This window comes from Paenibacillus ginsengarvi, from assembly GCF_003626695.1.
Classification (GTDB): domain Bacteria; phylum Bacillota; class Bacilli; order Paenibacillales; family NBRC-103111; genus Paenibacillus_AB; species Paenibacillus_AB ginsengarvi.
Genome location: NZ_RBAH01000018.1, coordinates 45393 through 70310, shown reverse-complemented (window position 1 = coordinate 70310; position 24918 = coordinate 45393). Strand labels below are relative to the sequence as shown.

Annotated in this window: 24 protein-coding genes; all 24 read right to left on the bottom strand. The window is 53.4% G+C overall.

The genetic code is table 11. From position 1 onward, the window contains the following. Positions 1-100: 100 nt before the first annotated feature. Positions 101-628, bottom strand: a complete 528-nt coding sequence (locus D7M11_RS22525; protein ID WP_120749522.1) for a CDP-alcohol phosphatidyltransferase family protein — start codon at positions 626-628, stop codon at positions 101-103. Between the two features lie 166 nt (positions 629-794). Further along, positions 795-1085, bottom strand: a complete 291-nt coding sequence (locus tag D7M11_RS22520; protein WP_120749521.1) for a DNA-directed RNA polymerase subunit beta — start codon at positions 1083-1085, stop codon at positions 795-797. Positions 1086-1110: 25 nt separating this feature from the next. After that, positions 1111-1983 carry a flagellar hook-basal body protein gene (locus D7M11_RS22515; RefSeq protein ID WP_120749520.1) on the bottom strand — a complete coding sequence of 291 codons (873 nt, stop codon included), beginning with the start codon at positions 1981-1983 and terminating at the stop codon, positions 1111-1113. Positions 1984-1995: 12 nt separating this feature from the next. Continuing rightward, positions 1996-2892 carry a flagellar hook-basal body protein gene (locus D7M11_RS22510; protein ID WP_120749519.1) on the bottom strand — a complete coding sequence of 299 codons (897 nt, stop codon included), beginning with the start codon at positions 2890-2892 and terminating at the stop codon, positions 1996-1998. Positions 2893-3032: 140 nt separating this feature from the next. Continuing rightward, positions 3033-4034, bottom strand: a complete 1002-nt coding sequence (mreB, locus tag D7M11_RS22505) for a rod shape-determining protein (RefSeq protein ID WP_120749517.1) — start codon at positions 4032-4034, stop codon at positions 3033-3035. 235 nt (positions 4035-4269) lie between these two features. Next, positions 4270-4557: a sporulation transcriptional regulator SpoIIID gene (gene spoIIID / locus D7M11_RS22500; RefSeq protein ID WP_120749516.1), complete on the bottom strand. Its 288-nt coding sequence runs from the start codon at positions 4555-4557 to the stop codon at positions 4270-4272. A 190-nt stretch (positions 4558-4747) separates the two neighbouring features. Continuing rightward, positions 4748-5476: a M23 family metallopeptidase gene (locus D7M11_RS22495; RefSeq protein ID WP_120749515.1), complete on the bottom strand. Its 729-nt coding sequence runs from the start codon at positions 5474-5476 to the stop codon at positions 4748-4750. Between the two features lie 116 nt (positions 5477-5592). After that, positions 5593-6618 carry a stage II sporulation protein D gene (spoIID, locus tag D7M11_RS22490; protein WP_120749514.1) on the bottom strand — a complete coding sequence of 342 codons (1026 nt, stop codon included), beginning with the start codon at positions 6616-6618 and terminating at the stop codon, positions 5593-5595. 210 nt (positions 6619-6828) lie between these two features. After that, positions 6829-8154 carry a UDP-N-acetylglucosamine 1-carboxyvinyltransferase gene (murA, locus tag D7M11_RS22485; RefSeq protein ID WP_120749512.1) on the bottom strand — a complete coding sequence of 442 codons (1326 nt, stop codon included), beginning with the start codon at positions 8152-8154 and terminating at the stop codon, positions 6829-6831. A gap of 296 nt (positions 8155-8450) precedes the next feature. Next, on the bottom strand, positions 8451-8702 hold the full coding sequence (locus tag D7M11_RS22480; RefSeq protein ID WP_120749511.1) for a DUF1146 family protein: 252 nt from the start codon (positions 8700-8702) through the stop codon (positions 8451-8453). Positions 8703-8752: 50 nt separating this feature from the next. Next, the gene (locus D7M11_RS22475) at positions 8753-11533 is read right to left on the bottom strand and encodes a S8 family serine peptidase (protein WP_240041255.1); all 2781 of its coding nucleotides are present in this window, start codon (positions 11531-11533) and stop codon (positions 8753-8755) included. Between the two features lie 208 nt (positions 11534-11741). Further along, positions 11742-13286: an NADH-quinone oxidoreductase subunit N gene (locus D7M11_RS22470; protein WP_120749510.1), complete on the bottom strand. Its 1545-nt coding sequence runs from the start codon at positions 13284-13286 to the stop codon at positions 11742-11744. A gap of 4 nt (positions 13287-13290) precedes the next feature. Next, positions 13291-14925 carry a complex I subunit 4 family protein gene (locus D7M11_RS22465; RefSeq protein WP_120749508.1) on the bottom strand — a complete coding sequence of 545 codons (1635 nt, stop codon included), beginning with the start codon at positions 14923-14925 and terminating at the stop codon, positions 13291-13293. Next, the gene (nuoL, locus tag D7M11_RS22460; RefSeq protein WP_120749506.1) at positions 14915-16798 is read right to left on the bottom strand and encodes an NADH-quinone oxidoreductase subunit L; all 1884 of its coding nucleotides are present in this window, start codon (positions 16796-16798) and stop codon (positions 14915-14917) included. Before nuoL ends, D7M11_RS22465 begins: the two co-directional genes overlap by 11 nt. A gap of 14 nt (positions 16799-16812) precedes the next feature. Further along, positions 16813-17124 carry an NADH-quinone oxidoreductase subunit NuoK gene (gene nuoK, locus D7M11_RS22455; protein WP_120749505.1) on the bottom strand — a complete coding sequence of 104 codons (312 nt, stop codon included), beginning with the start codon at positions 17122-17124 and terminating at the stop codon, positions 16813-16815. 1 nt (position 17125) lies between these two features. Next, on the bottom strand, positions 17126-17650 hold the full coding sequence (locus tag D7M11_RS22450; RefSeq protein WP_120749503.1) for an NADH-quinone oxidoreductase subunit J: 525 nt from the start codon (positions 17648-17650) through the stop codon (positions 17126-17128). After that, a complete protein-coding gene (nuoI, locus tag D7M11_RS22445) occupies positions 17640-18098 on the bottom strand; it encodes an NADH-quinone oxidoreductase subunit NuoI (protein WP_120749502.1) in 459 nt (152 codons plus the stop codon). Before nuoI ends, D7M11_RS22450 begins: the two co-directional genes overlap by 11 nt. Positions 18099-18228: 130 nt before the next feature. After that, positions 18229-19236, bottom strand: a complete 1008-nt coding sequence (gene nuoH, locus D7M11_RS22440; protein WP_120749501.1) for an NADH-quinone oxidoreductase subunit NuoH — start codon at positions 19234-19236, stop codon at positions 18229-18231. After that, positions 19236-20336, bottom strand: coding sequence for an NADH-quinone oxidoreductase subunit D (locus D7M11_RS22435; RefSeq protein ID WP_120749500.1), 1101 nt, complete (start codon positions 20334-20336; stop codon positions 19236-19238). Before D7M11_RS22435 ends, nuoH begins: the two co-directional genes overlap by 1 nt. Positions 20337-20339: 3 nt before the next feature. After that, positions 20340-21596, bottom strand: a complete 1257-nt coding sequence (locus D7M11_RS37790) for an NADH-quinone oxidoreductase subunit C (protein WP_275671728.1) — start codon at positions 21594-21596, stop codon at positions 20340-20342. After that, positions 21593-22111 (bottom strand): NuoB/complex I 20 kDa subunit family protein, encoded by a 519-nt coding sequence (locus D7M11_RS22425; RefSeq protein WP_120749499.1) that lies wholly within the window; start codon positions 22109-22111, stop codon positions 21593-21595. Before D7M11_RS22425 ends, D7M11_RS37790 begins: the two co-directional genes overlap by 4 nt. Next, positions 22096-22467 (bottom strand): NADH-quinone oxidoreductase subunit A, encoded by a 372-nt coding sequence (locus D7M11_RS22420; protein ID WP_193556259.1) that lies wholly within the window; start codon positions 22465-22467, stop codon positions 22096-22098. The genes D7M11_RS22425 and D7M11_RS22420 overlap by 16 nt, the downstream gene beginning before the upstream one ends. A 402-nt stretch (positions 22468-22869) precedes the next feature. Beyond that, positions 22870-23271 (bottom strand): F0F1 ATP synthase subunit epsilon, encoded by a 402-nt coding sequence (locus D7M11_RS22415; RefSeq protein ID WP_120749498.1) that lies wholly within the window; start codon positions 23269-23271, stop codon positions 22870-22872. A 96-nt stretch (positions 23272-23367) separates the two neighbouring features. Next, positions 23368-24777, bottom strand: coding sequence for a F0F1 ATP synthase subunit beta (gene atpD, locus D7M11_RS22410; RefSeq protein ID WP_120749497.1), 1410 nt, complete (start codon positions 24775-24777; stop codon positions 23368-23370). Positions 24778-24918: the final 141 nt, after the last annotated feature.

The following is a 24918-nucleotide window of genomic DNA, read 5'->3' as shown; positions in this document are numbered from 1 at the left end:
TATTGTCCCCTTCGTGACCTGCAGTAGCGAAGGTTGATATAAGGGAGCATACGCTGAAGGACTCCGAGATAGTCCAGCAGCTTGTGCTCCTTTTTAACGCTTATGAGTCTGTTTCTCCATCCTCTGTGCGGTTCAAACCGAGAAATAAAATGATGTAGATGATCGATGCCAGGAACGATACGCCAACGACAAACCAAAGGTACGGAATCGCAAATGAGAAATCGAAAAAAATAAACAAAAACGCGAAATAGTACAAAACGGTTGTCAGCTTGCCCAGAGTGTTGGCCGGCACCGTCATCTTGCCACGAAAATGGAAGAAGGCGGAACCCGCGATCATCCCGGCATCGCGGACGAACATCGCTACAGCTACGAGCCAGGGAATCATCCCCGAAACAAGCAGCGATATGATGACGGTGAGCATCATACATTTGTCGGCAAGCGGATCGAGCATGACGCCCACCTGTGTAATTTGTCCCCTTGTCCGGGCCAAATAACCGTCCAATACATCGGTCGCCCCTGCTAAAACGACAATTAAAAATGCCGTTTTCAAATGATTCGTGGCGAAAAAAACGACGTATATCGGGATCAACCCAAATCGACTTAACGTCAAAAGATTTGGCAAATTCACCCGTTTCTCTCCCCCGGATCATACTTCCACACCTATCCATTATACCGTCCTTGGCTGCAAAATAAAACTCCCCGGAGCGGGGAGTAAGGAAACCGAAATAGCGGTACCGCCACTCGGTTTGTTTAATGGTTGGCAACAGCAGATGAAAGCCCGGCAGAGAGCCGCTTCAGCTTCCGAATACGAGATCGAACAAATGTCTCCAAGTCGTCCATTCCCATACGTCCGCCGATTGTTTATGACCCAAATACACATATCCGATATACAGTCCGGCAATAACCGCCGCGACGCAGAGAACCGGAACGAGCAGTGCTCGCAATATCCACAGGACAATGCGAACCCAGCGCCTCCTAAGCTTACGCTTCTCTTTCGATTGCTGCTTCTCCTGCTTCTGTGGCTGCGGCTGTTTTGGCGGCTGCACAGGAAGCTGCGGCACGACGTTCGTATCTTGATCAAGCATAGATGGCCTCCTCCAACATCATGAATTAGCCTCGGAGATTGTTGGCCAGAGACATCATCGTATCGGCTGACGTCAGCGCCTTGGCGTTTAATTGGAACGCCCTTTGCGTCATCATCAGCTCCGTCATTTCTTCCGCAATGTTTACATTGGATTGCTCCAAAAATCCTTGCTGCACTTTTACTTTCGCAGCCTCGGGGTTGGCGCCGTCGAGAGCGACGACACGCAGTACTTCCCCAAGTGCGGGATCAATGGCGTCCGGCAGCGTGTACAGATTATCTCCTCGGTTTTGCAGCAGCTGAGGACGGACGACCTGAACCAGCTTCAGTGTGCCTGCGGCAACGGGCGGCTGATCCGTCTGACCGTCGTTATAGGCCATAACGACGCCGTTCGGATCCACCTTGATCCGGGAACCGATCGGCACTTGAATCGGCTGATCGTCGGCGCCCATGACAAGATGTCCTTCTTGTGTAGTCAAATACACATTCTCCGTATCGCCTGGCTGCTCCCTCAGCGAAAAAGCCCCATCGCGAGTCCATGCCGTTTGCTGAAACGGCTGCCCGTTGTCGTCGACGGACGGAATGATCACTTCGAACAAGGCATCGCCCTCGATAGCCAAATCGGTAGGCTGGTCGGTTTGCTTCAGTGATCCTTGCGCCATAAGCGTTTGGATCTGGCTCAGCTTGGCCCCCCACCCTTGAGTCAGACCCAGCGGCGACAAGCGGCCGGCTTGCTGGAACGCGTTCGGCTGACGCATCGTTGTGGTCAGAACGTCGTGAAACGTCGCCTCTTTGCGCTTATACCCGGTCGTATTTATATTGGCCATGTTGTTTGCGATCACATCCAGCTTCTGCTGAACACCTTGCATGGAGACAAGCGAGTTGATCATCGAATGGTTCATTGGCTACCCCTTTTACACTCTTCCGATTTCATTGACGGCTTTCTCCATACTTTTATCGTAAGCCTGAATGACCTTCTGGTTCGCTTCGTACATCCGGGATGCGGACATCATATCGACGACCGCCTGCGTCGGATCGACGTTCGACGACTCTACGAATCCCTGCTTTACCTCGACGGCGTCAGCGGCCGTCACCTGCGTAACCGCGCCTTCATCGGCAGCGTCAAGCCGGAACAAGTTCGAGCCCTCCGGAACCAGCCGGATCGGGTTGTCCACTCTGGAGATGAGCATCCGAATCGGGATTCCTGCTCCGTCCAGGAGAGCTTGTCCGTTCGTAGAATCGAGAAGCTGTCCGTACCTGTTCACGGTAATATTCGTAATCGGAATTTGCGTGGCCGGGTCGAGCAGCACGATTGGCTCCCCGTTTTCCCCGAGAACCCGGAACCCTTCGGCGGTCACAAGCGCTCCTTGCTCGGTCACGCTAAATTTGCCGTTTCGCGTATACCGTGGCTCTCCAGCCTCATTCGCAACCGTCAAAAACGCTTGCGGCTGAAAAATACGCTCGCCTTCAGGGGTAATCGTTTTGCCGGCGTCGAACTGAAGCCCCGGAACTTGAATGTCGGATACGACCGCGAAGTCGAACGGATTGTTCGTTTCGCGCAGAATGCCCTGAACGTTGATCGTCAGCGCCTCTTCGGCCAGTACCCCTGTATTTAATTTGCCTGTATTCGCCACTTCCATTCCCGGCTTTCCTTCCATCAGTCCGATGAGCATTTCCGGAAAGGAACGCGAAACCGCTCGGCTTTGTTTAAAGCCGGGCGTGTTCATATTGGCGATATTGTTGGTAATGGTGTCGTGCTTGCGCTGCTGTGAGATCATGCCGGCGGTTGCGGTGTATAGTCCTCTTAGCATGGGACCTCCTGAGAGCTTTTTCGCAGAAAAAGCTGGCTTCGTAAGCATATGCTGAGCTTTTTTGGAGAAAAAGCTGGTTTCGTTAGGATCTGCTGAGCTTTATCCTATACTCTATATATCGGAGCGAAACGCCGAAACGTTTACCCGAATTTTTTCTTCGTTACCTTATCTAAATTATCGAGCATAATGCCCGTACCGCGTACAACGCAGCTCATCGGGTTATCGGCGATCAGCACCGGTACCCGGAGCTCGTCCGCCAGCAGCTGATCGATGCCGTGAAGCAGCGCTCCGCCACCCGTCAAAATGACGCCGCGGTCGATAATGTCCGCCGACAACTCCGGGGGGGTACGCTCGAGTACGACCTTCGCCGCAGAGACGATGGACGACACCGTTTCCCATAACGCTTCCTTGATCTCGTCCGAACGGATCGTTACGGTAAGCGGCAGCCCCGAAACCATATCCCGGCCGCGAATATCCATTTCCTCTTTGCGCGCATCGGAATAAACCGTTCCAATCGTCAGCTTGATATCCTCGGACGTGCGTTCGCCGATCAGGAGCTTGTACTTCGATTTGATATATTTCATGATCGCGGCATCGAACTTGTCCCCCGCTATTTTGATGGAGGAGGAGGTTACGATGTCGCCCATGGATAAAACGGCTACATCCGTAGTCCCTCCGCCGATGTCGACGACCATATTGCCGCTAGGCTGGAATATGTCCATTCCAGCCCCGATCGCAGCAGCCTTCGGTTCCTCTTCCAAGTACACTTCTCTCGCGCCGCTGCGTTCCGCCGCTTCGCGAATCGCCTTCTGTTCCACGGAAGTAATGTTGGCAGGAGCGCAAATGAGAATTCGCGGGTGACTGTACCAACGTTTGCCGCCGATTTTGTTAATAAAATGTTTGAGCATCAGCTCGGTGATTTCAAAATCGGCAATAACTCCATCCCTTAAGGGGCGAATTGCCACAATGTTGCCGGGGGTACGCCCGACCATCCGGTGAGCTTCCTCACCGACGGCGAGCAGCCGCTTCGTTTCACTTTCAATGGCAACGACAGACGGCTCATCCAGCACAACCCCGCGCCCTTTGACGTGAATGAGAACATTGGCCGTACCCAAATCGATTCCTACATCTTTGCTAAACATCCTACATCCTCCCGGGAGCATAACGGAATAATGCCTGCCGCGCAGGACGAAACGATTCCATCCGCGGGCGAACAATCCGAAATTACCTACATACGTATAAGTATACTTAATTCGACAACTTTTTCAAAACTCCTTTTTTACAATCTACACGATATTTCGGTAATCCGCTTGCAAACGGCTTCGCAATGTTTTGGTGAAGGATTTGGATGGGCGTTTGGTTGGATCGATGGTCCGACTATCTTGCGGTGACGAGGTGATCGGCCGGTTTTTGCTGACGGGTACGCTTGTATTTGACTTTGGTTGCTTCTCCTCCCCTTAAGTGCCGAATCGACTTGTGGTATTCCAAAATCAGTTTCACCTGGTTGGCTAGTTCCGGGTTGATCTCGGGAAGCCGTTCGGTTAAATCTTTATGAACCGTGCTTTTCGATACTCCGAATTCCTTGGCAATCGTGCGGACCGTCTGCCTTGTTTCCACAAGACTGCGACCAATCTTGATCGTACGCTCTTTGATGTAATCGTGCACGCCCCTCGCCTCCCTACTCGAGTTGGTTTGGTACAGTATATGAGGGGCAGGGCCATATATTCTTTGTTTCCAAGCCTGACAAGCTTGCCTGTTCAATTATTTTTGCTGTGGGCGATGAAAAAGCGCGATTTTAAACGAAATTACAGCAAAAAAGCAGAAGGTTTCCCTTCTGCTTGCAGCGATATGGTTGTTATTTCTGGCTGATCAGCGATTCCGGATTCACGGGTGCTCCGTTTTGCCGGATTTCGAAGTGAACGTGAGTGCCAAGTTCCTTCTCCAGCTCATTGCGTCCGGCCGTTGCGATGACATCGCCTTTTTTCACTTGAACGTCCTTCGCTACCTTTACATCGGCCAAGCTTTGGTAGATCGTGACCGTCCCATCGCTATGCGTAATCTCGACAAGCTGACCAACGATAGGATCTTTCTCGACCCTCGTTACTTTACCGCTCAGCGCGGCTACTACGTCGAACGCTTTTTCGTCCTCACGGGCGAAGTCTACTCCGACATGCGGGGTGAGCGTGTCGCCGTACTCGATCATAGCGGCTTGACGAACTTCACTGGAAGCTTTGCTGTCGAAGTAGTGCATGACCGGCTCCACTTCATTTTGGTCCTTGACCGGCCATTGCATCGTTTCGGCATTTCCTTGAACGGCTAACGCATCGGGCTTGTTAGTGGAATCGGTCACGGTTTGCGGCTTGGCGCTGGAGCCGAGCTCGTTTTCGGACAAATTCTTCACGCCCGAATCCGTGTAGACCCACATTAACGTTAGTATAATTGCCGCTGCTGCCATGTAAGTCGCCGGAAACACCCATTTCTTGCCGAGCAGTCTCTTCCAGCCGGAAGTCGTTTTCGCTCCATCGATAGTTTTTGGAGCTTGTTCGCCGGCTTGCAGTTCTTTTTCTTTGTTTTGATCTCTCATGGTTATCACCTCAGTCACCATTGTTGCCAGTTCAATAGGTTTTATACGTGAGGTGATAGAATTTTAACGGTCGAAAACCTTGGCGCCCTTATGTTTCGCTCTTCGTCCCTCTACTTCTAAGCCTTCGTCTTCAGAAGTGCAGAGACATCCTCGATCGTGACTCCCTTGTAATAGTATTGAATGATTGCCGCCGCCTTTTTGCCTTCCTTGGCCATCCCGTTCGCTCCCCACTGGCTCATGCCTACGCCGTGTCCGTAGCCGGTCGTCGTAATTTCAATAGAAGATCCGCCAATAGTCCACGTAAAATCGGAAGAGTTCAACTCCAGCTTCTCTCGCACCTCACGACCGGTAAACGTCTTGCCCGCTATCGATATCGTCTTGATGCGGTGCCCGTCCGTCGTGGACAGGATGCGAATGCTTCCGCTTTTCGCGAGCGCGGCGGATGAAGGGAGCCCGAGCCTGCTGGCAAACTGCTGCAAGGTAAAGGTCGTTTTTGCCGTAAATTTCGGCGAAAGCTGTTTGTCCCACGGACTCGGCACACTGCGAAGGTACGGGCTGTAATCCCGCCAATAGTCTTCGGCGTTTTCCGTGTATCCGTTGCTGGTCGAAAAAAAAGACGCTTGTATCGGTTTATGCTCGAAGGTGACAATCAGCCCGGCCGTTTCTTTGACAGCCAGGTTCAGCCTGTCCAGACGCGATGCATAATCCGCTTCGCCCCAACTGCGCTTCATCTGTTCCTCCGTCAGATAAGCCTGATGAGCCACTGTGTCGGTTACGAGGGCTCCCGGAACAGGAACCTGCGATGAATCACCTTCCAGCATACGCTTCATAATATACGTTCGGGAGGCGATCGCCTGCGCCTTAAGCGCCTCAAGCTCGAATTGGGCGGGCATTTCCGCAGCCACCACATTACGAACATACGTTTCCAAAGGGACCTGCTCTACCTTCTGCTCGCGCGTCAAATAAACGGGGACGAGCAGATGGGGCTCCTGCTCGGCAAGTTCCCCCGCTGCAGCAGGAGACGGCTCCGGATCGGAAATCCGTTTTACTAGAATACCCGGTAGCAGCATCGTAACGAGAAGTATTGCGGCAAATAGGGCGGCGGTTGGTATCCAGGGCTGAGCGGATATACGGTTTCTCATCGGTTCCTCCATAATAATTGATAGAGCGCAGCGTCTCTAGCGGATGATACTCCATTATTATGAGAGGAACAGAGGGGCTAGAACCGCGGCAAAATGAAAGCCGACCTCGCGGCTGGCAGCGAAATCGGCTTGGAGTGACGGTTCTATTTAAAAAACACCGCTTGCATAGGTGAATACGAGAGGCAGGATCGAAACAGTTCCCTGCTCCATTCAAGCCCACGTCGGTTGTATCGTAAATATTTTCATTTCGTGGTTCGTCACCGGTTGGATATCCTGAACCGGATTGACGCGTCGAATGTCGGCGCCCAGGTCGCGCAGCTTTCGCTCGATGTCCACATACCCTCTATCGATATGGTGAACGCCGGTGATTTCGGTTTCGCCTTCAGCCGCCAGAGCGGCCAATATTAGCGCGGCGCCGGCCCGCAAGTCGGTAGCGCATACTTTCGCCCCGCATAGCTTCGCATTGCCGCTGACGACAGCGGTACGCCCTTCCACCCGAATCTGAGCCTGCATACTAGAAAACTGCTCGACATGCATAAACCGGTTTTCAAACACGGTTTCGGTCACGATGCCAGTGCCGTCCGATACGGTCAGCAGCGCCATCATCTGTGACTGCATATCGGTCGGAAAACCGGGATACGGCAGCGTCTTCACGTCGACGGCTCGGAGCGGCCGCTCCCTCGACACATGAATCCCGTTCTCGTCTTCTTCGATCGTCACGCCCATTTCTTGCAATTTGGAAATAACCGGGCGCAAATGATCCGCAATCGCTCCTTCAATATAAAGGGAACTGCCGGATATGGCCCCAGCGATCATGAATGTTCCGGCTTCAATTCGATCGGGTATTACAGTATGTACGGTTCCGCGCAAACTTTCCACCCCGTCAATCCGGATAAGGCCGGTCCCCGCTCCGCGAATGCGGGCGCCCATAGCGTTCAAGTAGTTGGCGAGGTCTACGATTTCCGGTTCGCGCGCGGCATTTTCGATAACGGTTGTGCCGGTTGCCAAAGTGGCCGCCATCATTATGTTTTCGGTAGCTCCAACGCTGGCGACGTCCAAGTAAATTTTGGCGCCCTTCAGTCTTCCTTTCACCCGGGCTTCGATATATCCTTGCCCCAGCTCGATTTCCGCTCCCAGCGCCTCGAACCCTTTCAGATGCTGGTCGATTGGCCGGGTCCCGATGGCGCAGCCGCCGGGCAGGGAAATACGGGAATAGCCTTGCCGGGCAAGCAGCGGTCCCATCACGAGAAAAGAAGCCCTCATCTTGCGTACCCATTCGTATGGAGGCTCGCAGGTCGTGATTTGCTCCGCATTGACCCGAATCGTCTCGTTATGGTATTGGACGCGAACGCCAAGCGAATGTAAAACGTGATTGATCGTCATCACATCGTCTAAGGGCGGCGCATCGTGAATGATGCTTTCGCCTTCCGCAGCAAGCAGAGATGCCGCTATAATCGGCAGCACGGCATTTTTAGCTCCGCTGATCTTTACTCTTCCCGACAATCGTTTGCCACCGCGGACGATTATTGTGCTCATCTTGTTCCCCCTCCGCGCTTGTTGAGCGGTATATGACGCCGCAGCATGGGAAAATTCCCCGAACGCCCAGCGTACAGTGTAGCATCAGGGCTATCGGCGTGACAACTGTAAAATGGTGGTTGTCGCTGCATGCTCCAGCCTAATGTATCATAACCGCTTTTCCACAAAATTCTTCCTTCGCAGCAATCATCTGTATTACCATTGTTGACAACATCCGACAATGTTATTCCATAGGAGCAAGTTTCGGACTTTGTTTCGGAAGCTGCTTTATAATGTAGCGCTGCGGGGAGTCGTCATCAAAACATGCCCTTCAGCAATTGCGACCAATTGAAATACTCAAGCACAAACCGCGCGACTTGATAACCGAGGGCAATGGAGAGCAGCACCTGGAGCATTTTGGCCGCCGGGCTTTTCGGCTGCTTCAAAAACAGGTCAAAGCGGAATTGCTGCAGCGCCCACCAGGACACAGCGATACAAACGAGAGCGACCAGAATCGATAGGAGACCGGTCATGCCCATCGAATACGCCATTTTATCTGCAACATCCATCCGTTACCACCCTCTCTGCAAGTGCCGTTCCAATTAGCACTATCGCCTATCTATCGATTCATGATGCGGTTCAGCAATGCTGCGAACTCTGCACGGGTTGTGAGATGGTCCGGACGAAACGTGCCGTCATCATACCCGGTTATCCAGCCCTCGGCACTCATCTGCTTCAAGATCGGCAGCGCCCAGTAGTCGGCGTCGATATCGGCAAAAGGAATGTCGCCGCGCAGCTTACCATTGATGCCCAGCGCCTTGGCGAACAATACCGCCATTTCCACCCGGCTAAGCGAACCGTCCGGCCGAAACAATCCATTCGGATAACCGTCGACGAGTCCCGCCTGCAAAGCTTTGGATATCGCATCGTTCGACCAGTGGCCCGCAGGCACATCCGGAAAATACGCCTCACGTTTCTTCGTGTAGCCAAACGCCTTCACGACGAGCGCAACCGCCTCTGAACGACTAATTGTCCGGTCAGGGCGGAACTCATAATTGCCATACCCTTCGATAATGCCCTTATCCGTCAGTTCCACAATATTGTCATGCGCCCAGTGCCCTGTAATATCGGTGTAATTGCCGCTTAAAACGTCTGCATGAAGATTCAGCTTATACATCTGATTCTGGAAGGCTTGATTCGTTCCTAATCGTATCAAGTACGTACCCGGATCTAACGCCGCCGACATCACGATGCGCCGGTCTCCCGGCACACTAACCTGCTTCGTAATTTCCCCGAGGTTACTATATTGAAAGGAGGCGCTGAGCTGGCGATTTTCCGGAATGCCCGTAACCGTTAATCGCACCAAGCTGCGCTCGGTTAGCGTAAATTTGAAATAGTCGATATCCGCAGACTGGTCGAAAACTCCCTCGTAAGGGGTGTCAAAGCTGACTACCGTGGCCTGATAAGGCCGGTCGTTCGGTTCATTCGGGTCGATATATAACGGCTCATACCGAATATTCAGCGCATACTCGCCGATCGCCGGATCGGGAAGCAGCTTGCTTGCCCTCAAATAGTAAGTTCCCGGAAAAACCTCGAACGTATACGTTTCGAGCTCTCCGTCGCTATTCTCATCAATCGTAACGGCTTTCTCGCCCTTTTTTTGCACCATTAGCACCGGGTCGATTCGTTTCGTGTCCGGAGTCATCGTGACCGTCACATTGCCCGACTGCTCGAACGTGATCGCATACCAATCTTCGTCGCCTTCGTGGTCAAACGTGCCAACAACGGTTTGGCTGCGAACCGGAAGCTTGAATGCTTTATACTGCTTATCGTTATCTTCGAACGGATCGCGGTAAATGGTAAAGGAACAGGCTAACCGGTACGTCCAGGCCCGGGATTCGTCGCTCTTGTCGTACTGTACCGCGAAAGAGTTCATCCCCTTCTCTACCTTCAGCTCCAGCGGCGTACCGGGATTAAAGGGGTACGCGAACACGCCGCGCCCTCCCGCATGGGTAAGCTTGACGGATGAAGGCGGAGCATCCTCGGATACTAGGCGCATGCTTAACGTCCCGTCATAGGGAATATCGATCGAAAACCAGTCTACATCAGAACCTCCCGACAATTCGGCCGACACCATTCGTCCAAACGAGATCGGCTTCGCTTCCGTTCTTTGATCGTTAGGCTCATACATATCGGTTTTATACACTTCGCTCAACGCGCGGTCGACGCGAAGCAGCCCGTAGCCTGTACGCTCATCCCAACCCGGCTCCCCGATCTCGTCAGCGGTTTGGCGCAGCAAATTCCGCACCTCGCTCACTTTCATCTCCGGATATTTGGCCCAGACCAGCGCCGCAGCCGCTGCCACTTGGGGGGCGGCCATCGATGTTCCATCGCGGTATTCGTACTTGCCTTCCATGGCGGTCGTAAACACCGACCATGGAGCCACAAGATCCAGCTCCGGACCGTAGTTGGAACGTTCCTCCGCCGCATTGTTCTCATTCACTCCGCCGACGGCGAGCACCGTCGGATAAGCGGCCGGGTACCGGATGTTGCGGCCCTCATCATTGCCGCTTGCGGCTACCAGCAGCACCTGATGATCTTCCGCATACTGGACGATTTCTTGCAAATAGGCATCGTTACGCAGCAAACCGACCGATAAAACGACAATTTTCGCCCCGTGATCGACGGCATATCGGATTCCGGCTCCAAGCTTATCCTCGTCCCCGCGGCCGTTCGTTTCGAGCGCTTTGATCGGCATAATGCCGGCCTTCCACAGCATGCCCGAAACACCTTTACCGTTATTGCCCATAGCGGCAATGACGCCAGCCACATTCGTCCCGTGCCCGTTATCGTCATCTGGCGGTATTTCCGGATTGACGAGATTAATGCCGGGTACAAGATTTCCTATCAAATCGGGATGGTCCAGATCGACCCCCGTATCCACGATGGCGATAACGATCGATTCGTTTTTGTTGACGGAGTTCCACGCTTCGATCGTATGGGTTTGGTTTAAATATGTCTGTTTGCTCAAGAAGGGATCGTTTGTCGCTGCGGAAGCCGTTTGTACGGCGCGATTCGGCACAACATAGCTCACCTGCGCAGCTTGCTCCCAGTGACTCTGCCATTCGGCCTCGCTCCGACCCGATGCGGGCTTTGCCACAACCGTACCGGAGGCGTCATAAGGTCTAACGATCTCGCTGGAAGCATAAAATTCGGGGGTTGGCTCTCCGCTCCACTTGATAATCCATGTGGAGTCTGCCACTTGTGTCGCTTTTTCCCGGGTGTACCCAGCGGCCGCTCCATCCGCATAGGCGATCTTGCCCCAGCTATCCATATGTAATGCAGTCAGCCATATCGCGATAAGTGTAACCCACGTGTACAGCTTCCATCGGTTTACCATCGGTTAGATCCTCTTTAACGTTTCATCGCTATTAGTCCGAACTTATATATTTCTTCATCATGGCCTTCATCCCTTTTCATTGTATCAAAATAAGGCCCAAAGGCCCAATTCACAGTGTGTTTTCCCGGGAAATAATCGCTTCCTCCTAGTATTTGACGAAAAAAAGAAGCCTTCCGCTGAATCGGAAAGGCTTCTTAACAAATATACGTCACATGCCCAGAAACAAATCGTTCTGCAAGCTGAAAACCGATTCGATGAAGCGCAGCACCACGTGAGGAAAAAAGCCGGTCAGCAAGGTAGCCGCCACACAAATCCAGATCGTAATGCTGTTCGTGAGCGTTGCTTTGACCGCCGTTTCATCCGCTTCCGACCGCATGAACATTTGCCGGATGACGCCGAAGTAGTAGTAGAACGAAACGACGCTTGTTCCGATCATAATGGCGGCCAGCCAATAATGCTGCATTTGCAGTGTACCGAGCATAATGTACAGCTTACCGAAAAATCCGCCCGTTACCGGAAGCCCCGCCAGCGATAAGATCAGAATGACCATCGCTATGGCTAGTCCCGGGGCGCGGTAATACAAGCCCGCAAAGGCGGAAATATTTTCGCTTTTCGCCGCGTTGCTTACCGCCATGAATACCGCGATGGCTCCGATGTTCATAAACATATAGGCGATCAGGTAGAAGAACATTTCCGAAAAGTTGGAGTAATGGACCATGCCGAAATGCGTGCCGATCGGTACGAGCAAATACCCGGCATTGGCAATCCCCGAATACGCAAGCATCCGCTTCATATTCGTTTGCCGGAGCGCGATGAAGTTCCCTACGATCATTGCAGCTGCTGCAAGCGCGCCTATAGCGGCAAGCACATCCGTATGGATAGGCTGCTCGAACAAGCCTCTATAGCCGAACAAGTCATACAAGACGCGGAATGTGATGGCAACGCCGGCCGCTTTGGATACTACAGCCAAGTAAGCCGTTACCGGGTTCGGAGCCCCTTCGTACACATCCGGCGCCCACATATGAAAAGGCGCTGCCGCAATCTTGAAGCCGAAACCGGCGAGCAGCAGAAAGAAGGCCATGTAAATCAAAGGCTCAAACGACGCGTAATTGGCTGACAGCGATTGGTTGATAACCGCAATATTCGTTGACCCGGACATACCGTACAGAAACGACATTCCGTACAAAATGATCGCGGACGAAATACCGCCCGTCACGACATATTTGAACGCCGCTTCGCTGGAGGCATATATCTTTTTGCGCATACCTACGAGTACGTAGGACGTGATGCTAAGTAATTCCAGACCGACGAACAGCGTAATCAAGTCCCCCGAGGAGGCCATGACCATAGCTCCGAGCGTGGCCGGGAGGAATAAGTAATAATATTCGCCGGTATGCGGAATTTCGCTCTCCTTGACATTCCCGATGCTCATAAGCAGGATGAGCGCCGTGCCCCCGAGGAACAGCAGCTTGAACAAGTTCGCGAAATCGTCCACGCGCCAGCTGTTGCCAAGCAGCGAGATGGCTGTGGCCTGCTGTTCCGCCCCCGAAGGATTAAGAGCGGCGATATCGCCGAGAACGAAGGCGGCCGATACGGCGGTTCCGACTAGCGCGAGCCATCCGAGAAAATTGCGGCTGACCGAGCGCGGCAAAGCCAGATCGATGAGCGACAGGACGACCGCCGTAATAACCAGGGTGATCTCCGGGGCCAGATGGACGATATCGCCTGCCGTTAAACGCTCCAGTTGATTCATGGCTTTATCCTCCCATCTTCCCGATGTTATGTATCCATTGGTCGATTCCGCTCACCGTCATCTGCATAGGCTCGCTAAGCACGGCGGGATAGATGCCGATCAGGATAATGAAAGCGGCCAGCGTAATCATCGGAATCGCTTCGATCAGCCTCGCATCGCGAATATCCCGGTACGACTCGTTCATCGGGCCATAGCTTACTTTCAGCACCCCGCGCAAGACGTAAACCGCCGTTAAAATGATGCCGAGCGCGCCGATCACCGTCATAACCGGCATACTGTCAAACAAGCCGAGGAACGCCAGGAATTCGCTAATAAAACCGGACAGCAGCGGCAACCCAAGAGAAGCCATACCCGCCAGCATCAGGAACCCGCACAGAAACGGAAGCGATGCGGCCAGCCCGCCAAGCTTGCGGATTTCCGTCGTTTCCGTCCGCTCGTACAAGCTTCCGACCAGCAGAAACATGAGGGCCGAGATGAGCCCGTGCGAGACCAGCTGGAAGATGGCCCCTTTGAGGCCGATTTCATTAAACGCCGCCAGACCGAGCAGGACGATGCCCATATGGCTGATACTGGAATAAGCGAGTATGAGCTTGAAATCGGTTTGGCGAAAAGCGAGTATCGCGCCATACAAAATGTTGATGACGCCGAGTAAAGCAATAAACACGGCCGCTGACTTCGCCTGCTCGGGAAACAGCATGATGCCGAAGCTGAGCAAGCCGTATGCCCCCATTTTCAGCAGGATGCCGGAGTGAATCATGACGACAGCGGGATGCGCTTCCGTATGTACGTTCAGCATCCATGTATGGAACGGGAAGATCGGCAGCTTGATGCCGAATGCGACGAGAAGCATCAGGAACAGCGTCCATTTCATCGCCCCGCTCAAGTAAAACGGATTACCCGGGAACACTTCGGTACCTGCATGGACGAACGCCGACGTATCCTGGAACAAGTTTTTCGTGATGACCTCGAGACTGCCGCTATAGAAAAATTGGGTTACGTCGCCGACGGTCTGCGTTGTGAAGCCCGCCGTGTTGACAATGATGAAAAAAGCGAGCAGCATGATGGCCGAGCCGATCCCATTATAAATCAAAAACTTGTTCGCCGCTTTCTCCCGTTCGCCGTATCCCCATATGCCGATTAAGAAAAACATCGGAATGAGCGTTAGCTCGAAGAACAGGAAGAACAGGAATAGATCCCGGGCCATAAATACGCCGAACATGCCGACTTCCAGCAGCAAAAACCAGATGTAGAACGACTTCCACCGCTTCTTCACATGGACGGAGGCAAGCGCCGCCATCGCGGTCACAAGCGCGGTCAGGAAGACGAGCGGCAACGACAAACCGTCAATGGCAAGCGTATAGTCAAATTCGTAAAAAAACTGCTTCACTTCGCTAATCTCGCTGATTTCCTTATTCAGCGGAATTTGAATCCAGTTCACGTCTTCCTTGTACTGCATGTCTGCCGTGTCGTTCTGGAAATCGGCGTACAGAAGCGCAGCCAGTATAAGCGGAATGAACGCCCCGGCAATTGCAGCCGTTTTCAGCGCGCGACCTTTATGCTTCGGTATAAACAGCAAAGCGATAATGCCGAGCAGCGGCGAGAGGATGATCGTCGACAAGATGGGCCAGCTACCAAACATTCAATAACCTCCTCCCGGCAAATACGAGCAGAAGCGCCACGAGCCCGAGGAGCATGACGAGACCGTATACTTGCACTTGCCCGTTCTGTGCGCGCGAACCGAGTCGTCCCAAGCCGGTAACGGCCGACGCGCATAACCGAACGATGCCGTCCACAACGACCTGATCGAAACGCGTCAATCCCGATCCTAACGCTTTCAGCGGTTTCACGATGATGATGCCGTACAGCTCGTCGATGTAATATTTATGGTGTACAAGCCGGTACAGCCAGGAGTCTCCGTCCGTTTTGGCGGCGCGATACGCCTTCCCTGGACCGTACATCGTATAGCCGAGTCCGAGTCCGAGCAGGCCGACAATCGTCGACAAGATCATAACCATTGCCGCATTGTGTTCTTCCGGCGTTTGTCCGGTAAGCCATTCGCCGAACCAGCCGTTAAACGGCGTCATCACAAAGCCGGATACGACAGCCAGCACCGCCAAAATAACGAGCGGGACCGTCATAACCGCAGGCGATTCATGAGCATGTTTGTGATGCTCGCCCCGAGGCTTGCCCGTAAAGACGAGGAAGAACAGGCGTGCCATGTAAAATGCCGTAAAGAAGGCTGCTACAAGTCCGACGATAAACAAAACCGTATGACCGCCGGCATAAGCCTCGGCCAAAATCGCATCCTTGGACCAGAAACCCGAGAACGGCGGAATGCCCGACAGCGCGAGCGCCCCGATGCCGAACGTCCAGGCGGTTATTTTCATTTTGGACGACAATCCGCCCATTTCGTGAATGTTTTGCGTATGTACAGCATGAATGACGCTGCCTGCCCCGAGGAACAAGAGCGCTTTGAAGAACGCATGGGTGAACAGATGGAACATGCCCGCTGATACGGTGGCGCTTACGCCAAGCGCCATCATCATATAGCCGAGCTGGCTTACCGTAGAATAAGCGAGAACCCGCTTGATATCGTTCTGCGCCACCCCGATCGTAGCGGCGAAAATCGCCGTGAAAGCCCCGACATAAGCAACCGTATCGAGTGCGGCAGGCGACGCCTGAAAGATGTCGAACGTCCGGGCGACCAAATACACCCCGGCAGCTACCATCGTAGCCGCGTGAATCAGGGCGCTGATCGGAGTCGGACCTTCCATTGCGTCTGGAAGCCAGGTATGAAGCGGGAATTGGCCTGATTTCCCGACTGCTCCGATGAAGATCAACAGCGCAATCAGAGTGGCGGTGCCGCCGGATATTTTTCCTTCGGCAAAGGCGTTATGAATATTCGTGAAATCGAGCGAATGGCCCGGCATATGCCAGAACAGCAGCAAGATGGCGAGGAACAGACCGACGTCGCCGATTCTTGTGATAATAAATGCTTTCTTCGCGGCCGCCTTCGCTTCCGGCTTGAAGTACCAGAAGCCGATCAGCAGGAAGGAGCCAAGACCGACGAGCTCCCAGAAAATATATAACTGGAGCAAATTTTCGGCCATGACGACGCCGAGCATGGCAAACGTGAACAACGCCACGTAGCTGTAAAATACCGAGATGCGCTCGTCGCCCTCCATATATCCTTTGGAGTACAGATTGACCAGAAAGCTGACGAGCGAGACGACGATCAACATAAGCGCGTTCAGGTTGTTGATCTCGTACCCCATCGCGAGCGAATAATCTCCGAGCTTGATCCATTCCAGCGAGTTCCAGGTGTAATCCTCCGCGTTTTTCCCAAGACGTTCCGCGAACACGAGCACCGATACGATGAACGACGCGAGCGTTGCCAGAGTGCCGACATATGGGGCCGCCCGCTTCCAGCCGCGGCCTGCGGCAAGCAGAACGAGGAACGCGAAAAGCGGAAACAGTGGGATGAGCCAAGCGATTTTTGCGTACGCCTCCATCTTCTTTCCTCCCGTTACTTCCTCAATTCGTTCATGTCGTCCACATTCGACGTTCCTTTGTTCCGATACAACGTAATGAGGATGGCGATTCCGATCGCTACTTCAGCCGCCGCCACCGTCATGTTGAACAAGGAGAAAATTTGGCCTTGCAGCGAGGGAGCGATGCTGAATTTGGAGAAAGCGACCAGATTCAGGTTCGCCGCATTCAGCATAAGCTCGATCGACAGCAGGACGATGACGGCGTTTTTCTTCGTCAGCGCCCCGTACAAGCCTACGCAAAACAAAATAGCTCCCAGCGTCAAGTAAGGCAGAATCGTGCCGCTCATGCTATTCTTCCTCCCTCTTCGCCAAAACGATAGCGCCGATAAATGCAACAGTGAGCAGCACCGACATTAACTCGAACGGGATCACATGCTGATTGAAGAGCAGTTTGCCGATCTCGAGCGTATTGTCCTCCGGCGCCTTGAACTCGGTTTGCGGAAACGTCGTCTTCTGAAAGACATAAAACAAAATCCCGAACAGCCCGATAATGCCGATCCATAACAGTCTTGAGTACCAAGGCTGCTTCGACTCTTCCTCTTCTCCCTGATGGCGGGTCATCATAATGCCGAAAATCATCAGGATAGAGATGCCCCCGGCATAGATAAGCACCTGCGCCATCGCGAGAAATTCCGCCTCCAGCAGCACGTACAGCCCGGCGAGGCTCAGGAACGTAACGGCTACCGATACGACCATCGAAACGACTTTCGTGAAGCTGATCATAAAGATGGCGCCGCCGATCGCGAACAAGGCGAACAGGAAAAAAACCAGGTTGGCGCCGCTAGAGAAAAAGTCCGCGATATTAGCCAGCATCTTTTTTGGCTCCTCCCTTGGGCGCCGCCAGATTGTTCTCTTTACGAACATTCGTATTGTTGTCATTCAGCCATTCCAAGTTTTTGAACAAATCGTCGCGGCTGTACGTGCTAAGCTCGAAATTGTTCGTCATGACGATCGCTTCCGTCGGGCATACCTCGGTGCAGAAATCGCACAGGATGCAGATTTCGAAGTTAATATCGAATGTGTCGATAATGAGCTTCATTTTGCTTTCCGGATCGGGGTTCTTTTTCCCGGTCAAGGTGATGCAGTCGGTCGGGCATATTCTGGCGCACTGGTTGCAGACGATACATTTCTCCGGGTCGAAATGCTGAATGCCGCGAAACCGGTCCGGCATCTGAAGCGGCACATCCGGGTACGCGTACGTCACTTTTTTTTGCAGCATAGTCTTAAACGTCAGCCCGAGCCCTTTCACAATCCCTTTCATAATGCTTTCCCTCCAATCCAGCCGGTATGGTAGGACGCTTTCCGAAGTCCGATTGCTGCAGAGAAAGTCCTCACATGTAAACCGGCTTTATCTGCTCGAGTGCAGCGGTACTCGTTTTCGGAAAGTCGCCTTAACGTAAGATCTCCTTCACGATTGCCGTCAAGAAAATGTTCACAAGCGCAAGAGGCAGCAGCACCTTCCAGCCAAGACCCATCAGCTGGTCGATCCTTACCCGCGGCAAAGTCGCGCGCAGCCAGAACATAAAAAAGACGCAAATCGACATTTTGATCAAAAACCAGAGAATGCCCGGTATGAAATCCAGGAACGGAAACGGCGCATGCCAGCCGCCCAGAAACAGTACCGTAGTCAGAGCCGCAATCGCAAACGTATACACATACTCCGCCAGCATGAAGAAGGCAAAGCGGAAACCGCTGTATTCGACGTGATACCCGGCTACCAGCTCCGACTCCGCTTCCGGCAAGTCGAACGGCGTCCGGTTCAGCTCGGATACGGCGGCGATAATGAAGACGACAAACCCGATAATTTGCGGGACAAAGTTCCATTCCCAGAACCAGTTGCCCTGAGCCTCCACGATTTTGCGCAAGTTCAAGCTGCCGGAGAGGAGAATTACGCCTACCATCGACATGACCAGCGGGATTTCATAGCTAATCATTTGCGCGGCGGAACGCATGCCGCCAAGCAGCGAATATTTATTGTTGGACGCCCAGCCGCCGAGCACGATGCCGATCGTCGATATGCTCGACAACGCCGCATAATAGAGCAGGCCGACATTCAGATCGGCAAACTGCCACGTTTTCGTAAAAGGAAACGTCGCCAGCACCGCAAAGGCGGGTATAAACGTAAGGGCAGGCGCCAGTATAAACAGCCCGCGATCCGCCTTTTTCGGAATCGTATCTTCCTTAATGAGCAGCTTCAGCACGTCGGCCACCGTCTGCAGCAAACCAAGCGGCCCCGTCTTGGTCGGACCGTGGCGGAACTGCATCCAGCCGAGCACCTTCCGCTCGAAATAGATCGCATAGGTCACATATCCGAGAATAAGCAAAAGAAACAATACCGCAAAGGCGAACATGATGCCGAAATTCACCCATGTCAGCTGTTTGGACAACAGATCCAGCATCAGCCATCCACCTCCCCGAGCACGATATCGATACCGCCGAGTATCATGATCATGTTCGCCATCGGCTGCCCGACGAGCAGCTTGGGCAAAATTTGCAGGTTAACGAACGATGGACGCCGGAATTTCAGCCGATACGGCTTATCTTTGCCCTTCGATACGATATGGCAGCCGATCTCTCCGCGCGGCGACTCGATACGTACGTAGGCTTCCCCTTCGGGCGGTCGAACGACACGAGGCACTTTGCCCATAATGTCGCCGCCTTCGGGAAACTGCTCTACCGCTTGTTCGATGATACGCAGCGACTGGCGCAGCTCTTCGAGCCGGACCAAGTACCGGTCATAACAATCCCCGTTTATGCCGACCGGAACATCAAAATCGAACCGATCGTAAATGCCGTACGGCTGGTCTTTACGCAGGTCCCATTTGACGCCTGTACAGCGTAAGTTCGCACCGCTTAGCCCGTAGTTGATAGCATCCTCGGCCGTATACGTCCCGACCCCTTTGATACGGGCCAGGAAAATTTCGTTCCCGCTCACGAGATCGTCGTACACTTTCAGCTGTTCGCGCATATGCGGGACGAACTTTCTAACCTTCTCGATCCAGCCTTCCGGCGCGTCCCACTTGACGCCGCCTACCCGCATATAATTGTACGTCAGCCTTGCTCCGCACAATTCGTTGAACAAGTCGATAATAATCTCCCGATCTTTGAAAGCGAACAAAAACGGGCTGATCGCCCCGATATCGAGCAAATAAGTGCCCCACCACACCAGATGGCTAGCCACCCGCTGAAGCTCCATCGCGATCAGGCGCAAATATTGGGCGCGATCGGGTATTTCGAGCTGAAGCATCGTTTCGACGGCATGACATAGCACGTAATTGTTCGTCATCGCCGAGACGTAATCCATCCGGTCGGTGTAAGGGATAATCTGCATATAGTTCAAATCTTCCGCAAGCTTTTCCGTCCCCCGGTGCAAATAGCCGACTACGGGCCGAGCCTCGGTAATGATTTCGCCGTCGAGCTTGACGATGACGCGGAATACGCCATGCGTGCTCGGATGCTGGGGTCCGACGTTAAGCAGCAGTTCTTCGGTCCGAATCAAAGGTTACACCTCCGGATCAATCGGTTCGTAGTCTTTGCGAAGCGGATGACCGACCCAGTCGTCCGGCATCATGATGCGCCGTAAATCCGGATGGCCCGGGAAATCGATGCCGAGCAAGTCGAATATTTCCCGTTCGTTCCAATTGGCCGTCTCCCATACGGGGGTGACCGACGGAATCGAAGCGGCTTCCCGGTCCGTTTTCACTTTGAAGCCGTAAAAATGCTTCTTGCTCAGCGAGCCGATATAATAAACGGTTTCCATATGCGTTTCATAGTCAACGCCGGTCACATTGCTCAAATAAATCAAATCAAGCTCTTCGTTCGCCTTCACAAAACGGGCCACTTCCGGCCAGCGCTCACTCAGAATCGTCAACGTCGGCAAATCGCGGTCCCGTTCGTTGATGACGGCTTCGGTCACGGCATCGTCGCCCACGTGCTGCTTGATCAGCTCGACAATGCGATCCAGACGCGGCTGGTTCGGCGAAGGCAACTTCGGAGCGGCCTCCGCTCCTTCTTCGGCTTTTTGCCCGCGTGCCGCTGCCCGGGCCGCTCTGGCTTCCGCCGCTGCCTTCGCCTTCGCTTCCTTCTCCGCGTCCGCCTCTCCCGCCGGCGCTTCGCCTCCGGCCGCTTCACGCGCCGCCGCTCGGGCCGCTCTCGCCTCTGCCGCCGCCTTCAGCTTCGCTTCCCTCTCCGGATCGGCCGCTCCCGCCGGCGCTTCGCCCCCGGCTGCCTCACGCGCTGCTCGGGCTGCTCTCAGCTCTGCTGCCGCCTTCGCCTTCGCTTCCTTCTCCGCATCGGACGCTCCAGCTGGCGCTCCGCCCCCGGCTGCCTCACGCGCTGCTCGGGCTGCTCTCAGCTCTGCTGCCGCCTTCGCCTTCGCTTCCTTCTCCGCATCGGCCGCTCCCGTCGGCGTTTCGCCTCCGGCTGCCGCACGCGCTGCTCGGGCTGCTCTCAGCTCCGCTGCCGCCTTCGCCTTCGCTTCCTTCTCCGCATCGACCGCTCCTTCCGCCGGCGCTTCGCCTCCGGCTGCCTCACGCGCCGCTCGGGCTGCTCTCAGCTCTGCCGCCGCCTTCGCCCTTGCTTCCTTCTTCGGATCGACCGGAGCAGAGGCTCCGCCTTCGGCAGGGGGATTGTCCGTCTGCTTCGTCTCCGGATTATCGCTAGCACCCGCTTCGTCCTTCGAACCGGATTCCTGCTTATTCTCCCCAGAAGTGGGAGTGGTTACGCTTTCTTGCTTGCGCTCGCTATTTTCCTCACTCAAGAGTTGGTCACCCGCTTCCCGGTTTTTGCCTCATAGCGAATTTTTTCTTGCAGCTTGTTGATCCCATAAATAAGCGCCGCCGGGTTTGGCGGACAGCCGGGGATGTATATATCGACGGGGACGATCTGGTCCACGCCTTTGACAACCGAGTACGACTTAATATAAGGCCCGCCTGCGGTTGCGCAAGAGCCCATCGCAACTACCCATTTCGGCTCCGGCATTTGCTCGTATAGGCGGCGAAGCAGGGGCGCCATTTTCTTCGTCACCGTTCCGGCAACGATCATGACGTCCGATTGTCTCGGCGATGTCCGAAAAATAACTCCGAACCGGTCGAAGTCATAGTGCGCTCCGCCTGTCCCCATCATCTCGATAGCACAACATGCCAAACCAAACGTAAGCGGCCACAGCGAGCTGCTGCGCGCCCACGCTTTAATCTGATCCAGCGAAGTCGTAAATACGTTACGCTCCAGTTCCCGTCTTTCTTCCGGCGATATCGACTCTAGATTGAGCTCCATTGCAGCACCTTCTTCTTCCAGGCATAAAGTAGTCCTACGACCAGCAGAGCGACGAAAATAAGCATTTCGATCAAAGCGAACAGTCCCAGGAAGTCATAGGCGACCGCCCATGGATAAAGGAAAACGGTTTCTACATCGAAAATGACAAACATCAAAGCAAACAAATAGTAACGGATGTTAAACCGGACATGACTTTCGCCGACGGCCTCGTTACCGCTTTCGTAAGTCGTTTGCTTTTCTTCCGTAGGCTTGCTCGGTCTTAGCCATCTTCCCAGCGTCAACGCTACAATCGGCAATAAAATGCCAAGTGCAATAAAAATGGCTACTAATACGTAGTTGTTGCTGTAAATCGCCATTCCATCGCCTCCCGCCTTTTCCTTGGAATTTATAAATTATGCTTTGGAGCATCAAAAAAATTACTAATATTACCCACACAATTATAACAAAAACAGTTATAGGCGTCTATTCAAAGGATGCTTCCCCTGAGCAGCGGAAGTTTTTGTTGGTAAGCAAAGCTCTCGATCGGTTTCCGGCACGGAATCTCTTCTCCGCTTTGCTTAACGTAAACAAAAACAGATATGGGCGTCTATTCAAAGGATGCTTTCCCTAAGCAGCGGAAGTTTTTGCCCGTAAGCAAAACTCTCGACCACTGCTATGGTAACAAAAGCTTTGCCCGCCGTCCATAAGATTATTCCGTCCAAAAAAAGGCTCCACAAAACAAAAAAGCAAAGGATACAACTCCTCTGCTTGCTTAAAGCTTATTTTTTCGATGCCGTGTCCAGACGATTCATTGCACGCTGCAGCGAAAGCTCCGCACGGCGGAAATCGACTTCGTCCTGCTTTGCACCAAGACGCTGCTCAGCGCGTTCTTTTGCCGCACGCGCGCGCTCAACATCGATGTCGCCCGGAAACTCGGCCGATTCAGCGAGAATGACGACTTTCTCTTTACGAACTTCCATAAAACCGCCGTTTACGGCGATGAGCTCCGTTGCATTGCCCTTTTTAATGATGATAGGGGCAATTTTAAGCGGAGTAACGAGCGGAATGTGATTCGGAAGAATCCCCAATTCGCCGCTGATGCCTTTCACGATAACCATATTTACATCCTGAGCGTATACTTTCCGCTCGGGAGTAACGACTTCCAATAGAAAAGTACTCACGCATATTCCTCCTGAGAGCTTCCGATCCCGAAAGCTTCATCGTATGCCGATGCTGATGCCGCTAGCTTTGGCATCAGCAAGGCACGGTCATCCGGCTTATTGCATCGATTTCGCTTTTTCAACCGCTTCTTCGATGGTGCCGACGAACAGGAACGCGGCTTCAGGAAGGTCGTCGTGCTTGCCTTCCAAAATTTCCTTGAAGCTGCGGACGGTATCTTTAACCGGCACGTATTGTCCAGGGAAACCGTTGAACTGCTCGGCAACGTGGAACGCCTGGGACAAGAAACGCTCGATTTTGCGCGCGCGCATTACGATCACTTTATCGTCGTCGGACAACTCGTCCATACCAAGGATCGCGATAATATCTTGAAGCTCTTTATAGCGCTGAAGAATTTTCTTAACGCCTTGAGCGACTTTGTAGTGCTCTTCGCCTACGATATCCGGCTGCAGAATCCGCGAGCTGGAAGCAAGCGGGTCAACGGCAGGGTAGATCCCTTTTTCGGAAATTTTACGCTCCAAGTTGGTCGTTGCGTCCAAGTGGGCGAAAGTCGTTGCAGGAGCCGGGTCGGTGTAGTCGTCCGCCGGTACGTAGATCGCTTGAATCGACGTAACGGAACCTTTTTTGGTGGATGTGATCCGCTCTTGCAATTGACCCATTTCCGTAGCAAGCGTCGGCTGGTAACCAACCGCGGAAGGCATCCGGCCGAGAAGGGCAGAAACTTCGGAACCCGCTTGCGTGAAGCGGAAAATGTTGTCGACGAACAAAAGAACGTCTTTGCCTTCGTTATCGCGGAAATATTCGGCCATCGTCAAACCGGTCAAAGCAACGCGCAGACGCGCTCCTGGCGGTTCGTTCATTTGTCCGAATACCATCGCCGTTTTGGAAATAACGCCGGAGTCTTTCATCTCGTGGTACAAGTCGTTTCCTTCACGCGTTCTTTCGCCTACGCCCGCGAAAACGGAAATACCGCCGTGCTCCTGCGCGATGTTGTTGATAAGCTCCTGGATCAATACCGTTTTACCTACGCCCGCACCGCCGAACAGACCGATTTTACCGCCTTTGGCGTAAGGAGCGAGAAGGTCAACGACTTTAATCCCGGTTTCAAGAACTTCCGCTTGTACCGAAAGCTCGTCGAATGCCGGAGCTTGACGGTGGATCGGATTTTTTTGCTCGGCATTTACTTCGCCTGCGTTGTCGATCGCTTCGCCGAGTACGTTAAATACGCGGCCCAGCGTTACGCTGCCTACCGGTACGCTGATTGGGCTTCCCGTGTCGACTGCATCCATGCCGCGAACGAGACCGTCCGTGGAAGACATCGATACGCAGCGAGCCACTTTGTCGCCCAAGTGAACGGCAACTTCAACCGTCAGGTTGATTTCAGGCTCATTCGCATTTTGCGATTTGCTCTGAATTTTGACGGCGTTCAAAATTTCAGGAAGGTGCCCTTTTTCGAACTCGATGTCGACGACAGGTCCCATTACCTGCAATACGCGTCCTGTGTTCATTGATTTCCCTCCTAAGAGCTTTCCGTTCAGAAAACTCACATCGTAAGCAATTACCGAAGCCTTCGTACAAAAGCTCCGCTTCTTGAGCAGTTATTGTATCAAACATGATCCAAGTCTCATCCGACTTGGCTTCGTTAACCA

Bases quoted from the DNA above. Each gene is read 5' to 3' on its own strand.
- D7M11_RS22520 (WP_120749521.1), bottom strand. From the start codon at position 1,085: ATGCTTGATCAAGATACGAACGTCGTGCCGCAGCTTCCTGTGCAGCCG.
- D7M11_RS22515 (WP_120749520.1), bottom strand. From the start codon at position 1,983: ATGAACCATTCGATGATCAACTCGCTTGTCTCCATGCAAGGTGTTCAG.
- D7M11_RS22510 (WP_120749519.1), bottom strand. From the start codon at position 2,892: ATGCTAAGAGGACTATACACCGCAACCGCCGGCATGATCTCACAGCAG.
- mreB (WP_120749517.1), bottom strand. From the start codon at position 4,034: ATGTTTAGCAAAGATGTAGGAATCGATTTGGGTACGGCCAATGTTCTC.
- D7M11_RS22495 (WP_120749515.1), bottom strand. From the start codon at position 5,476: ATGAGAGATCAAAACAAAGAAAAAGAACTGCAAGCCGGCGAACAAGCT.
- spoIID (WP_120749514.1), bottom strand. From the start codon at position 6,618: ATGAGAAACCGTATATCCGCTCAGCCCTGGATACCAACCGCCGCCCTA.
- murA (WP_120749512.1), bottom strand. From the start codon at position 8,154: ATGAGCACAATAATCGTCCGCGGTGGCAAACGATTGTCGGGAAGAGTA.
- D7M11_RS22480 (WP_120749511.1), bottom strand. From the start codon at position 8,702: ATGGATGTTGCAGATAAAATGGCGTATTCGATGGGCATGACCGGTCTC.
- D7M11_RS22475 (WP_240041255.1), bottom strand. From the start codon at position 11,533: ATGGTAAACCGATGGAAGCTGTACACGTGGGTTACACTTATCGCGATA.
- D7M11_RS22470 (WP_120749510.1), bottom strand. From the start codon at position 13,286: ATGAATCAACTGGAGCGTTTAACGGCAGGCGATATCGTCCATCTGGCC.
- D7M11_RS22465 (WP_120749508.1), bottom strand. From the start codon at position 14,925: ATGTTTGGTAGCTGGCCCATCTTGTCGACGATCATCCTCTCGCCGCTG.
- nuoL (WP_120749506.1), bottom strand. From the start codon at position 16,798: ATGGAGGCGTACGCAAAAATCGCTTGGCTCATCCCACTGTTTCCGCTT.
- nuoK (WP_120749505.1), bottom strand. From the start codon at position 17,124: ATGAGCGGCACGATTCTGCCTTACTTGACGCTGGGAGCTATTTTGTTT.
- D7M11_RS22450 (WP_120749503.1), bottom strand. From the start codon at position 17,650: ATGCTGGCTAATATCGCGGACTTTTTCTCTAGCGGCGCCAACCTGGTT.
- nuoI (WP_120749502.1), bottom strand. From the start codon at position 18,098: ATGAAAGGGATTGTGAAAGGGCTCGGGCTGACGTTTAAGACTATGCTG.
- nuoH (WP_120749501.1), bottom strand. From the start codon at position 19,236: ATGCTGGATCTGTTGTCCAAACAGCTGACATGGGTGAATTTCGGCATC.
- D7M11_RS22425 (WP_120749499.1), bottom strand. From the start codon at position 22,111: ATGGAGCTCAATCTAGAGTCGATATCGCCGGAAGAAAGACGGGAACTG.
- D7M11_RS22420 (WP_193556259.1), bottom strand. From the start codon at position 22,467: ATGGCGATTTACAGCAACAACTACGTATTAGTAGCCATTTTTATTGCA.
- atpD (WP_120749497.1), bottom strand. From the start codon at position 24,777: ATGAACACAGGACGCGTATTGCAGGTAATGGGACCTGTCGTCGACATC.